Below are 12797 nucleotides of genomic sequence, written 5' to 3'. Positions count from 1 at the left end.
AATAATTACAATCATAAATGTTATTAGAATAGTGAGTAGAGATTAGGATTTTAAAATAAGGGAGATGAACTAATTGAATAAAGAGAAACTGATAATTTTAGATGGAAATAGTCTTATGAATAGAGCCTTTTATGCATTACCACTGCTTACAAATAGAGAAGGCATTCATACAAATGCTGTATATGGATTTACAAATATGCTTTTAAAAATGAAAGAGGAAATAGAGCCAGATTACATAGTATGTACCTTTGATAAAGCTGCACCCACCTTTAGACATAATGAATATAAAGAGTATAAAGCAGGAAGAAAAAAGATGCCATCAGAGCTTGCAGAGCAATTTCCTATAGTCAAAGAACTTTTAAGTAAATTTGATATAAATATATTTGAAATAGAAGGATTTGAAGCGGATGATTTGATAGGAACGTTATCTTGTAAGGCGGAAGAACAAGGGATTGAAGTTTATATTGTTACAGGAGACAGAGATGCACTTCAGTTAGCAAGTGATAACATAAAAGTAGTTTTAACTAAAAAGGGAATAACAGAAAAAGAGATATACGATGCAAATAGAATGATTGAGGAGTATGGTGTTACCCCTAAGCAATTTATAGATGTAAAAGGGCTTATGGGGGATGCCTCTGATAATATCCCTGGAGTTCCTGGTGTTGGAGAAAAAACTGCTTACAAACTTATTAAGGAATATGGCAGCATAGAAAGTGTACTAAGTAATACTGAAAATATAAGTGGCAAAAAGATTAAGGAATCTCTTATAGAAAATAGTGAGCAGGCTATATTTAGTAAAAAACTTGCTACAATAATGTGCAATGTTCCAATTGAAATAGATTTAGATTCTATAAAATCCAATGAAAATTATGATGCAGAAGCTATAAGAAGGATGTTTTTGGATTTGGAGTTTAAATCATTGCTAGATAAAATATATTATGAACAAAAGGAAGAAAATAAAATACTTGAAGAAGAAACAATTGAATTTAACGTAATACATAACAATGATCAATTAAAAAGTCTTATAAAGAATATAGACGATAATAAGGAAAAGGAAATATTATTTCTGTTATTTAATACAGAAAATGAAAGTACTTATTCCTTAGTAAATATAAAAGATATATACATAAACTTTTTAGATAAAAACTATGCTATAAATATAGAAAATTTACAGGGTAAAGAAGAGTTTTTAAAAGATTTTAAATATATTTTAGAAGCAGAGGATATTAAAAAAGTATCTTATGATGTAAAGGCTCCTTATGTGGTTTTAAATAAATGGGGAGTAGATTTTAAAAATGTAATATTTGATATCAAAATAGCAGCTTATTTAATTGAGCCTTCAAGAAGTGACTATAATTTAAATATTTTAATTCCTCACTACTTAAAGCGTGAAATAAGAGCAGATGGTGAAGAAAAATTTATAAGACAAGTTTCAGCTTTAAAGGATTTATACGAAGAAATAAGAGATGAAATAAGGTCACTAGATATGGATATGCTTTATTATGAAGTAGAGTTACCGCTAGTTAAAGTACTTTCTTTTATGGAACAAGAAGGATTTAAAGTTGACAGAGAAATGCTTCAACAAATAGGAGAAAAGTTTCAGATAGAAATAGATAAAATGCAAAAGGAAATTTATGCTGTGGCTGATGAAGAATTTAATATAAATTCACCAAAGCAGCTTGGGAAAATACTATTTGAAAAACTTGATTTACCTGTAATAAAGAAAACAAAAACGGGCTATTCTACTAATGCAGAAGTTTTAGAAGCACTTAACGATAAACACCCTATTATAGAAAAAATAACATATTATAGACAGCTTACAAAGCTTTATTCAACTTATGTAGAAGGACTTAAAAACGTGATTGATACGGATGAGAAAATACATTCAACATTTAATCAAACAGTAACTACTACAGGAAGGCTTTCAAGTACAGAGCCAAACCTTCAAAATATACCTATTAAATATGAAATGGGTAAGGAGATAAGAAAGGTATTTGTAGCAGAAGATAAGAGTTCATTATTGTTATCTGCAGATTACTCTCAAATAGAACTAAGAGTACTTGCTCATATTTCTGAAGATGAAAATTTAATTGATGCTTTTAAACATCATGATGATATCCATACAAAAACTGCTTCAGAAGTATTTAAGGTACCTTTAGGTGAAGTAACATCAACTATGAGGAGCAATGCTAAGGCTGTAAATTTTGGAATAGTATATGGCATAGGGGACTTTAGTCTAGCTCAAGATTTAAAGATTTCCAGAAAAGAAGCAAAAGCATATATAGATGCCTATTTTGATAGATATCCTAAGGTAAAAGAGTATATGGATAAAACTATACAGCAGGCTCATAGGGAAATGTATGTAACAACTATATTAAATCGAAGAAGACATATTCCTGAAATAGCAGACTCTAAAAAAATGGTAAAGGCATTAGGCGAAAGGTTAGCCATGAACACTCCAATACAGGGAAGTGCTGCAGACATTATAAAAATGGCTATGGTTAAGGTATACAATAGCCTTAAAGAAAGTAAATTAAAGAGTAAGCTGATTTTACAGGTACATGATGAACTTATATTAAATGTGGAAAAAAGTGAACTAGAACAGGTAAGAGAAATTGTGAAAAATTCCATGGAAAATGTAATGCCTCTTAATGTACCGTTAGAAGTAGATATGCATGAAGGAGAAAGCTGGTATGATGCAAAGTAGAGAACTAAATGAAGATGGGAAAAATATCAGATTATATAGTTTTTACCAGTTGAAAACAGAGTGCTTAAGAAGGTATAATGGCAATATGCTAAGAATTGGATTAACTGGAGGGATTGGTAGTGGAAAAACTACCATATCTTCCTTATTAAAAGAAAAGGGTATACCTATAGTTGATGCAGATATTATAGCACGAGAGGTTTTAAAGGAATATCCCGTAATTATTGAAACTATCAAAGAAAAATTTGGAGTGGAATTTATCGATGAAAATGGAGAGCTGATTAGAAGAAAGTTTGGGAACTTTATATTTAAAAACCCACTAAAAAGGTTAGAGTATGAAGAAATTATAATTCCGTATATAAAAAAAGAAATATTTGATCAAATGAATCAATATGAAAAGCTGGGAGAGATGGCATGTGTAGTAGATGCACCAACTCTTATAGAGCAAGGACTTAATGAATGTATGGATTTTAATATATTAGTTTGGGTAGATAGAGATACTCAAATTGAAAGAGTGAAAGAAAGAGATAAATTAAGATATGAAGAAATCTTGGATAGAATTAACTCACAAATGTCATTAAACAAAAAAAGAAAAATAGTAGATTTTATAATAGATAATACCTTTACTATAGAAGAAACTAAAAAACAAGTTGAAAGACTTGTGAGAGTGATAAAATCGGGGGTGTAAGGTTTTTGAAAAAAGTCATAAAAATAATCTTAGTAATAGTTGTAGCATTTTATTTGTTTAAAGTTCCATCTATAGTGAGAAGGCTTTATCCATTAAAGTACTCTGAAAGTATATATAAATATGCAGATAGATATGAAGTGGATCCATACTTAATAGCTGCAATTATAAGGACAGAAAGCAGTTTTAATCCAGGCGCTGTTTCTTCAAAGGGTGCAAAAGGATTGATGCAAATCATGCCTGAAACTGGAGAATGGATTTCCATGAAAATGGATATAAAGGATCATGGTGAAGAAAAACTTTTTATGCCAGACTATAATATAAATATGGGATGTTGGTATATAAGTGATCTTATTAAGCAGTTTGATAATTTTGATTTAGCATTAGCTTCGTATAATGGTGGTAAGGGAAATGTACAAAAGTGGCTAAAGGACACTAGATATTCAAAGGATGGAGAAACTTTAAGTTATATTCCATTTAAAGAAACGGATAAGTACGTGAAAAAGGTTAAGGTGAGTTATAATATTTATAAGTTTTTATATGGAAGATAAAATTTAATCTATGCCACTTGACTGTTAACATTGATGTTGATATAATAAAAATGTATAAGTGATAATGATTTGCAGATGTGGTGGAACGGCAGACACGCTATCTTGAGGGGGTAGTGTCCACAGGGCGTGCGGGTTCAAATCCCGCCATCTGCACCAGATAGGATTTAAAACTACCTACTAGTTAGGTAGTTTTTTTGCGTAGCGAACGGTTGTATAATTTATAGAAATCTATGATTTCGTTATAAATTAGTACATCTTAGTATGCTGAGATGTTTCATTATTATCAAAATTCCATACGACCTGTTCAACATTAAAAATGTCGTCTTATTTCTAAAAGTTGTAACTAAATTTTAAACTTTTGCATATATATATAATGGTGAGAAATTTATTTTAGGGGGAAATATGCAGTATAAATGTCCTTACTTATGCTATTGTGGAATGCCTATGTCTAACATGCCAGAAGAAAATGATAGGGATGAAGATGATGAAAAGTTAAAAGGAATGTATCCTGAGCTTTATAATCAAGTTATACCTATGATAAAGTATCATTGTAATGTTATGGAATATAAATATGGTAAGGAATATTGTCCATCTAAGGACTGGGTTAAAAAGGTTTGTGATGATATAATGGATAAATGCCATATAAAAGATGATGATAATGATGTAAATAATTATAGAAGCCCTAATGGAATATGGTGGGGGCCAAGACCTTTACTTGAAATACTTTTACTTAGTGAACTACGTGGAAGAAGAAGACGTAGAAGAAGACGTAGAGGAAGAAGACGTAGAAGAGATCATGGCTGGGGAGATTGGGATTAATAAGTTTAATGGCTGCTTTTTAGCAGTCATTTTCATTTTAATCAATTAAAAGTAAATTAAATTTTATCAGTAATATACAAGGAGATTTAAATTATATGTAGAATAGTTTAATAATGAAATGCCTTAAATGAATTTAAACATGCTAATTTGTAATGAAATCATGTATGAAATGGGGTGAGGATAATGTTAGATATAAATTTAACTATAGATAATATGACTATTTTAAGTATACAAAAAGAGGATGTAACATATATAGATCATTATTTGAAGAATCAATGTAAGTCACAGAAGGAAGAATTGGAAGTAGGAGATATTTATGAAAAATTTTTGGAATATTATGTAAGTGAAAATGAGTTCTTTTTGAAGATAAATGATAAAGAAAATCATGAGATTTTAGGAATTATAAAAGGTAGAGTTGAATTTAAGAATCCTCATGAAGCGTGGATATGGTCTATTTCTTTAAATAAGTCTATAAGAAGCAAGGGAATAGGAAGCATAATCTTAAAAGAATTGAGTATTTATTTAAAGGAAGAGTATGGGGTAAGAGATTTTTATACACGAATTATAAAAGAGAATGGTTCTAAGTTGAAATTTTGGACTAGAAATGGATACGAAGTTATAAGAGTTTCCGAAGAACTTTATAAGACAAATAATAAAAGAAGCAATATGTTTATATTAAAAAAATCCTTAGGGAGGTATAATAATGGACAAATTTATGCAATGGAGAAATGAAAAGTTAATAGAAAGAACTATTGAAAATTTAAAAAGAAATAATATGGAAGCAGTTTTAGTGCAGGATGAAGTAGAACTAATTGGAAAGTTAAATAGGTTAATAAAAGAGGGGGCTGTAGTATCTGTAGGAGGTTCTGAGACTTTATTGGAAACAGGAGTAATAGATTATCTAAGAAACGGTAATTTCACATTTTTAGATAGATATGATTCTAATTTAACAATTCAGGGAAGAAAAGAACTTAATAAAAAGGCCTTTTGTGCCGATACTTATTTATGTAGTTCTAACGCCATAACGGAAAATGGAGAATTATTTAATGTGGATGGAAATGGTAATAGGGTAGCAGCTATGCTTTTTGGACCAGATCAAGTTATTGTAGTGTGTGGTGTAAATAAAATAGTAAAAGACTTAAAGGAAGCAGAACAGAGAGTAAAGAAAATTGCAGCTCCTGTAAATGCAAAAAAGTTAAATAAAAATACCCCATGCGCAAAAGTTGGATATTGTATGGATTGTAATAGCGATGATAGAATTTGTTGTGATTATGTAATAATGAAAAAACAAAGAAATGATAGAATAAAGGTTATTATATTAAACAAAGACTTAGGATTTTAAAAAAATAAACAAAATATACAGATAATTAAAAAAAAAGTGTTAACTTTTATTGACTAAGTATTAACAAATCATGTATAATAAAACAAGGAAATATATGAAATAGACTCAAACTAATCATTTCGATAAAATCATATATAATAATACTCATGAAAATCAAGAAAATATAAACTATATAAATAAGCTGAATCCTGGAAAATATCTGGGTACGGAGGAACCAATGTATTGGGGTTAATCTTAATATACTATTAAATATATTAAGTAGGGGTACCTTTACCCGAACCCGTCAGCTAACTTCGGAGGCAAAGAAAGGCGGATAATAAATGAATAACAAAAGACAAAGTATAGTGGTAAGTGTAATTTTCTTTTTATCATTAACATTTCTAGGAGCGCTAAAAAATAATAGTGTACAAGCTGATTCGGTAAATTTAACTTCTAAAAATTTAGCTGTTCGTGCAGCAACAGTTAACAGGAATAAAGTTATAGTAGTACCTAAAAAAGAAACTGTAAATCCAACTGCTAAAGCAACCGCTAAGAAAGCTACTGTAAGCAGAGGCTCAAACGGAAGAGTAGATGTAGTGTCTTATGCATATAAGTTTATGGGAAAACCATATGTTTGGGGTGCAGCTGGCCCATCAGCTTTTGATTGTTCAGGATTCACTTTGTATGTATATAGAGCATTTGGAGTAAATTTAGGCCATTATACAGGAACTCAATTTGCAACAGGACAAGCTGTATCTAAAGAAAGTTTATTACCTGGAGATTTGGTGTTTTTTAATACAGATTCCTCAATTTCACATGTTGGAATATATGTAGGTGGAGGACAATTTATTCATGCATCATCAGGAAGTGGGAAAGTTATCGTAAGCAGTCTTTCAGGAAGTTATTATGCTTCCAGATATGCAGGAGCTAGAAGGGTACTTCAATAAATAATAGATAATAAGTAATGATTAATATATAAAGTCAGTTTTTAACTGACTTTTATTTTATTTAGGACAAATATATTACAAATTAGTAGTAAGTTTAGTGCTAAATGATTAGGAAGTTAAATTTAAATATTAATGATAGAATCTCTTAATCATAATTTTAAGTAAAGTATAATATTATTATATAGGTAACATATGAGCAAAATTTATATATGCTTTTTATAATAAGGTGGAGGATATCTTAGTAATGGTTTCAATGCATTGAATACTTAAGAGGGAGTGGTGAATATAAAGTATACAAGATATGATTTAAAGAGAAAAAGAAAAGATAATGTTATTTTTTTTATTATACTTATAATGATACTTATACTTTCATTCTTAATAGGAAGTATATTCTTCAAATTATTTATTAAGAATTCCTCTATAATTAAAACACAAGGAAAGGTTACAGAAACTAAAGTTAATGATAAAAATATAAATAATAAGGGTGAAACCCCTAAGCAATCCATAATAAGTAATAATAGCTTTATTTATGTGGCAATACAGGGCGGAATGTTTGGGAATGAAACTGGTGTAGAAAAGACTAGAAGTCAATTAAGCTCTTATGGGAACCCATTTGTTATAAGTGATGATAAATATAAGAGAGTTTTTCTAGGTATATATACAGAGGATGCTGCAAAAGTCATAATAAACACTTTAAATACTAATAAAGTATCAAATTCAACTATGAAGTTTGAAATAAAGGTAAATAATTTATGTGATATGGAAATAAGTGAAGTATTAAATGGATATATACAAGTCCTTGGGAAACTATCTGAAAAGAATGTAAAGGCAATACAAACTCAAGACTTTAAGAATTGGTGCAAATCATTAGAGGCTGTAGATCAAGAAAGCCCAAATATTAAAATATTAAATGAATTAAAGGATAAAGTGGGAAAATTGCCAAATGAATTAAGCAATGATAAAACAGCAGAAAATTATTCATTTATCTATTCTATACTTCAAAAAATGAAATAAAAATGCGAAGCATTTTAAATTAATAATAATCTCTAATCTTCAACTGCTAGAACATAGATTTATATAGTCTTTTAGCAATTGTGATTAGAGATTAAAAATGCTCGCATTTTTTATTTTTCCTTTTTTAAGGACTTATCTGAAGGAGTTTTATTTTTTTTTTTAGATTCGGAGTTAGAATTATTGCTTTCATCAAAATTTTTCTTGGAGTTTGCATCTTTTGCATTTTTAATATTAGTGTTACCATTATTTTTATTATCATTGGTTTCTGTTTTAATATCATCTTTTTTGTTATAGGAGTCATTAGTAGATGTTTGAGAGCCTTTTGTGTTAGAATTTGAATTAGTGCTTTCTGAATTATTTTTTGTTTTATTTTTAGAATCATTTTCAACATTTAATTTATTAGAATCTTTATTTGTATTTATTAAGTTAGTGTCTTTATTATTTAATTTTTTATTGTTTATAGAAGGCTTATTATTAATTTTTACTTCAAGTGAAATTCCATGTTCGTGAACGATAGTTTCGAAGGTTGATACATTTAAATTTTTACCTGTTACTTCTAAACTAATAGATTTATTTGCCTTATAATCTTCTGTGATAAATTTTTGATGTTCACTTTCTGTTACGATTAAGCATAGCGCATCATTAAAATTTTTGTTTTTAATATTTATACTATCTAATATAACTTTACCATCAGAATTTAAGGCACTAGAATGAATAACCTTATTAAATAAATTAGTTTTTAATTGAACGGATGGGTTTATACTGAGATTTAAAGTAGCAACTGGAGTATAATAAGCACCCAATCCACCACCTAACACTGTAAACGTAATAAGTGCAGCAACTAATGCCTTAGGTATATTTCTAATAAAGCTAGTTTGGCTGATAGTTTTAATATACTCCTCCCCTACATTCATGTCTTTAGTAGCAAGCACTTCTATAAATTCGCCTGTAGAAGTTAAAAGTACTGCTTTGTTTTTTTGAATTTCAATTATTATACCTTTAATATTATTCATTTTTATCACCTACACCTATATTAAGATAAGATTTTAGATATAAATACTCATCATTTGACATTATTAAAAAAAGTACAATTATGTATTTTCTCCATCGTTCTAATAACTTTCTGTTACAACCAGTTAAAACAGTTATTTGCTTTATAGGAAGAGCTTTATTTTTTCTTATATATGTACTTATATCATCATTCTTAGTGCAGCATAAGGCAATATTTAGCAGATGGCTTCTTGTATCTATGTGTTTAGGAGAATGATTTATCAAATCAGTAAATGTAAGCTTAAAATTAGCAAGCTCATTTTTAAGTGCATTAATTTCATCAATTCTTTGTTCGCTTTCCTTTTGAATTTCATATTGATTAATAGAGTTTTTGTAATCAATATATGTAAAAGATTCTTCATTATTATCAAATACTAGTAAAGAATTATTCTTATCTTTTCTAAAAAAATCGATTATTGAATTATTTATAAGTACCTTAGCGTAGCTATGAAAGTTTCCTTTAGTATGATTATAAGTATCCAAGGCTTTATTAAATGCAATCATTGCTATACTTAATTCATCATCATTTTCCCAATGAAGTATTCTTTTGCATATTTTATAAGTGCACCCATATATAAAATTTTTATTTTCTTCTATAAGTTTATTTTTATCTTTAACCTCAGAAGGATTTATATTATCCATAATCTCACCCCTTCTTATAAGTATATACGTTCATTATAATAAATTTTAGAGGGTTAGGTAAAACTTAAAATTTGGCAATGCTCACCCCCTTAAAAAACATATGTCTTCCCGTATTGATAAGTGAAAATAATAAACAGTGAAATGTTTCAAGTACTTGAGATATGCCAATTTAAGGAGGATATTAAATTATGAAAAAATCTATAACATTATTAACAGCTTTAGCAATTGTTGCTACAATTAACACTAATACTTTTGCTGCAGGGGAGGTATCTCTAAAGGATAAGGCTGGTGTAACACCTGACAGTATTATGTATAAATTAGATTGCCTAGTTGATAGTTTTAAAATAAAATTATCAAAGAATGGGGAAGCGAAAATTAAATTACTACTAAATATTGCTCAGGAAAGACTTGGAGAAAGTCAAGCGATGGCAGAAGAAGGTAATGAAGAGTTAGCAAAAGAATCAGTTGAAAAATATGAAGAGAATATGGAAGAAGCTGAAAAAGCTTTAGAAGAAATGCAAGAAGATACTGTAATAGGTGATGAATCACAAGATGATAAAGACCTAGCAGATGAAGAGAATGCTGAAGAAGCAATTGAAGAAAATACTCAGGAAAATGAACAGATTGAAGATAATAATACAGAAGATACAGAAGTTGTAGAGAATGAAGAGTTGGAAGAAATCGAAGATGAAATATTAGAAAACCAAAAAAACTCAATTGAAGTTTTAAAAATCGTTAAAGACAAAGTTTCTGAAAATGCACAAGATGTAATTGCAAAAGTTATAGAGATGCAAACACAAAAGGTAGAAGCTATGACTGAAATAAAACAGGCAAGAGAAGAATTAAAAGAAGCTAAAAGAGATCTTAATACTGTTAAAGAGAGTCTAAATGAAGCCAATGAATCAGGAGATGATGAAGCAATAAAATTAGCTAAGGATTCTTATGAAAAAAGTTTAACTGATTATAATAAACAAAAGGAAGAATTAAAGATTTTAGTACAAGCTAAAAATGCAAATAAGATGAGTGTAGGGCAGTTAAAGAAAGAAGAAAAGAAATTAGAAAAATCAGCAGGCGATGTAAATGAAACAAAGACTAAGACTAATACTAATACTAAAGAAACACCAGTTAATAATCAAGAAGATAGCTCCACCGATGATATAGTTGATGAAACTAATGCTACAGTTAAAACTAAAAATGTAAATAATAATCAAACCAAAGCAAAAGCTGAGGTTAAAGATAAAGATGAGTCTGTAAATAATAAAAGAAAAGACATTAATCAATCATCAAATAATGAAAAAGCTAAAGAAAAGATGGAAAAAGAAGCTAAATAAATAACTAGAAAAATAAATTAAATTTAAATGCGAAGCACTTTTAAGATATTAGTTTCTAATATTTAGTCGCTTAAAGGATTATTAAATCCATTCTTAGTGATTAAATAGTAAAGATTAGTAATCAAAAAGGTGTTTCGCATTTTTTTCAATATACGACAATACTTTCCATAAACAAAAAAATTTTAACAATATTGTATATGGACTTGTTTAACAAATTATTAAATGTTAAACTATTAAAAGACATAAAGTAAATGATATTAATTTATTTATAAAACCTGTTCTGAATAAGATATAAATCAGGTAAAAATGGAAATAATATTACATGCAAAACTTAAAAAGGCGATGATAACATGGAAATTATATTAGCATCAGCTTCTGAAAGAAGAAAAGAACTGCTAAAAAGAATAATTAATGACTATGAAGTGATTACAAGTGATTTTGATGAATCTGAAGTTGAATTTCATGGAAATGAAGCTGAGTATGTAATGAAAATTGCAGAAGGAAAATCTTTAGCAGTAGCAAGAAAATTCTCAAACTCAAACAAGATAGTGATTGGATGTGACACTGCAGTATTTTTTGGAAACAACGTATTAGGTAAGCCTAAAAATTCTCAACACGCTTTTGAAATGCTTAGCATGTTAAGTGGTAATATTCATAAAGTGTACTCAGGGTTAGCTATAGTTGATATATCAAAAAATATGGTAAAAAAAGACTATGTATGTACAGAAGTAAAGTTTTCAAAGCTATCTACTGACCAGATATTAAATTACATAAAAACTGGAGAGCCTATGGATAAGGCAGGGGCTTACGGTATACAAGGCTATGGTGGAATTTTTGTTGAAAAAATTCATGGATGTTATTATAATGTTGTAGGACTGCCAATAAACAAATTGTATGGAATGTTAAAAGAATATTAGTACACAATTAAAATTAAACATGAGCTATATGATAGATATCCATTTACAAGGAAGTTATAAATTTCTGAAAGTAATACAGGGATGGGGGTAAAGCTAATCTATAAGGGAGTAATTAAAATGAATGATTCTTTAAAGATTATGGATTTACCTGAAGGTGAAAGGCCTAGAGAAAGACTTTTTAAATATGGGCCAGAGTCGTTGTCAAACATAGAACTTTTGGCAATTATCCTTAGGACAGGTACTAAAAAGGATAATGTGTTAAACCTATGCGGTAAGCTTATGAAGGGTTTAGGAGGATTAAATGGTCTTATAAATTCTTCAACAAATGAGCTAATGAATATTCAAGGTATAGGAAGTGCTAAGGCTGCTCAAATAGTGGCATTAAGTGAACTATCAAAAAGATTTAAGGCTCATAGGTCTGGGGAAGAGTATAAAATTACTAAACCTCAGGATGCAGCAAACATTGTAATGGAAGAAATGAGATACTTAAAAAAAGAAATTTTGAAAGTAATAATGCTAAATACAAAAAATGTAGTAATAAAGGTTAAGGATGTTTCTATGGGAAGTTTAAATTCTTCTATTGTTCATCCTAGAGAAGTATTTAATGAAGCAATTAAAAATAGTAGTTTTTCAATAATTATATGTCATAATCATCCATCTGGTGATCCGAGTCCAAGTAATGAGGATTTAAATATTACCAAAAGACTCAATGAATGTAGCAAAATAATAGGAATAGAGCTATTAGATCACATAATAATTGGAGATGGAGTTTATATAAGTTTAAAAGAAAAAGGTATATTGTAAATTGAAAGGAGA

The 12797-nt window shown here is 28.7% G+C and carries 13 protein-coding genes, 1 tRNA gene and 1 riboswitch; of the genes, 12 read left to right on the top strand and 2 right to left on the bottom strand.

Annotated elements, in window-relative coordinates; all coding sequences use genetic code 11:
- Positions 1-73: 73 nt before the first annotated feature.
- The 9 genes from polA (at position 74) to BSD9I1_RS13945 (ending at position 8041) form a co-directional block, all read left to right on the top strand.
- The gene (gene polA / locus BSD9I1_RS13985) at positions 74-2707 is read left to right on the top strand and encodes a DNA polymerase I (RefSeq protein WP_186430856.1); all 2634 of its coding nucleotides are present in this window, start codon (positions 74-76) and stop codon (positions 2705-2707) included.
- A gap of 85 nt (positions 2708-2792) precedes the next feature.
- Positions 2793-3392 (top strand): dephospho-CoA kinase, encoded by a 600-nt coding sequence (gene coaE, locus BSD9I1_RS13980; RefSeq protein WP_186431099.1) that lies wholly within the window; start codon positions 2793-2795, stop codon positions 3390-3392.
- A gap of 5 nt (positions 3393-3397) precedes the next feature.
- A complete protein-coding gene (locus tag BSD9I1_RS13975) occupies positions 3398-3940 on the top strand; it encodes a lytic transglycosylase domain-containing protein (protein WP_242966488.1) in 543 nt (180 codons plus the stop codon).
- A 71-nt stretch (positions 3941-4011) separates the two neighbouring features.
- Positions 4012-4096 (top strand) — tRNA-Leu (locus BSD9I1_RS13970).
- A 246-nt stretch (positions 4097-4342) separates the two neighbouring features.
- Entirely contained in the window at positions 4343-4759 is a 417-nt protein-coding gene (locus BSD9I1_RS13965) for a hypothetical protein (RefSeq protein ID WP_186430855.1), read from the top strand.
- Positions 4760-4942: 183 nt separating this feature from the next.
- On the top strand, positions 4943-5491 hold the full coding sequence (locus BSD9I1_RS13960) for a GNAT family N-acetyltransferase (protein ID WP_186430854.1): 549 nt from the start codon (positions 4943-4945) through the stop codon (positions 5489-5491).
- Positions 5463-6101, top strand: a complete 639-nt coding sequence (locus BSD9I1_RS13955; RefSeq protein ID WP_186430853.1) for a lactate utilization protein — start codon at positions 5463-5465, stop codon at positions 6099-6101. The genes BSD9I1_RS13960 and BSD9I1_RS13955 overlap by 29 nt, the downstream gene beginning before the upstream one ends.
- 169 nt (positions 6102-6270) lie before the next feature.
- Positions 6271-6418: riboswitch (cyclic di-AMP (ydaO/yuaA leader) on the top strand.
- Between the two features lie 3 nt (positions 6419-6421).
- The gene (locus BSD9I1_RS13950; protein ID WP_035308331.1) at positions 6422-7027 is read left to right on the top strand and encodes a C40 family peptidase; all 606 of its coding nucleotides are present in this window, start codon (positions 6422-6424) and stop codon (positions 7025-7027) included.
- A 279-nt stretch (positions 7028-7306) separates the two neighbouring features.
- On the top strand, positions 7307-8041 hold the full coding sequence (locus BSD9I1_RS13945; RefSeq protein WP_186430852.1) for a hypothetical protein: 735 nt from the start codon (positions 7307-7309) through the stop codon (positions 8039-8041).
- Positions 8042-8151: 110 nt separating this feature from the next.
- Here the strand turns inward: BSD9I1_RS13945 and BSD9I1_RS13940 are convergent, their stop codons facing one another.
- Positions 8152-9054: an anti-sigma factor domain-containing protein gene (locus BSD9I1_RS13940; protein ID WP_186430851.1), complete on the bottom strand. Its 903-nt coding sequence runs from the start codon at positions 9052-9054 to the stop codon at positions 8152-8154.
- On the bottom strand, positions 9047-9733 hold the full coding sequence (gene sigI / locus BSD9I1_RS13935; RefSeq protein ID WP_186430850.1) for an RNA polymerase sigma-I factor: 687 nt from the start codon (positions 9731-9733) through the stop codon (positions 9047-9049). The genes BSD9I1_RS13940 and sigI overlap by 8 nt, the downstream gene beginning before the upstream one ends.
- A gap of 188 nt (positions 9734-9921) precedes the next feature.
- On the opposite strand from sigI, the gene BSD9I1_RS13930 reads away from it, so the two are divergent.
- The 3 genes from BSD9I1_RS13930 (at position 9922) to radC (ending at position 12785) form a co-directional block, all read left to right on the top strand.
- Positions 9922-11064, top strand: coding sequence for a DUF5667 domain-containing protein (locus BSD9I1_RS13930; protein ID WP_186430849.1), 1143 nt, complete (start codon positions 9922-9924; stop codon positions 11062-11064).
- Positions 11065-11414: 350 nt separating this feature from the next.
- Positions 11415-11981 carry a Maf-like protein gene (locus tag BSD9I1_RS13925; RefSeq protein WP_186430848.1) on the top strand — a complete coding sequence of 189 codons (567 nt, stop codon included), beginning with the start codon at positions 11415-11417 and terminating at the stop codon, positions 11979-11981.
- Between the two features lie 117 nt (positions 11982-12098).
- Positions 12099-12785 (top strand): DNA repair protein RadC, encoded by a 687-nt coding sequence (gene radC / locus BSD9I1_RS13920; protein ID WP_186430847.1) that lies wholly within the window; start codon positions 12099-12101, stop codon positions 12783-12785.
- The last annotated feature ends 12 nt before the right edge of the window (positions 12786-12797 follow it).

The sequence above is a fragment of the Clostridium sp. BSD9I1 genome (genome assembly GCF_900185645.1).
In the GTDB taxonomy this organism is placed as follows: Bacteria; Bacillota; Clostridia; order Clostridiales; family Clostridiaceae; genus Clostridium_AK.
Note: the sequence above shows the minus strand (reverse complement) of the source record. Positions and strands in the feature narration are given on the sequence as shown.

What these genes read in the sequence shown, in the direction of transcription:
- coaE (WP_186431099.1), top strand. Translation starts at nt 2,793, where the DNA reads ATGCTAAGAATTGGATTAACTGGAGGGATTGGTAGTGGAAAAACTACC.
- BSD9I1_RS13965 (WP_186430855.1), top strand. Translation starts at nt 4,343, where the DNA reads ATGCAGTATAAATGTCCTTACTTATGCTATTGTGGAATGCCTATGTCT.
- BSD9I1_RS13960 (WP_186430854.1), top strand. Translation starts at nt 4,943, where the DNA reads ATGTTAGATATAAATTTAACTATAGATAATATGACTATTTTAAGTATA.
- BSD9I1_RS13955 (WP_186430853.1), top strand. Translation starts at nt 5,463, where the DNA reads ATGGACAAATTTATGCAATGGAGAAATGAAAAGTTAATAGAAAGAACT.
- BSD9I1_RS13950 (WP_035308331.1), top strand. Translation starts at nt 6,422, where the DNA reads ATGAATAACAAAAGACAAAGTATAGTGGTAAGTGTAATTTTCTTTTTA.
- BSD9I1_RS13940 (WP_186430851.1), bottom strand. Translation starts at nt 9,054, where the DNA reads ATGAATAATATTAAAGGTATAATAATTGAAATTCAAAAAAACAAAGCA.
- sigI (WP_186430850.1), bottom strand. Translation starts at nt 9,733, where the DNA reads ATGGATAATATAAATCCTTCTGAGGTTAAAGATAAAAATAAACTTATA.
- BSD9I1_RS13930 (WP_186430849.1), top strand. Translation starts at nt 9,922, where the DNA reads ATGAAAAAATCTATAACATTATTAACAGCTTTAGCAATTGTTGCTACA.
- BSD9I1_RS13925 (WP_186430848.1), top strand. Translation starts at nt 11,415, where the DNA reads ATGGAAATTATATTAGCATCAGCTTCTGAAAGAAGAAAAGAACTGCTA.
- radC (WP_186430847.1), top strand. Translation starts at nt 12,099, where the DNA reads ATGAATGATTCTTTAAAGATTATGGATTTACCTGAAGGTGAAAGGCCT.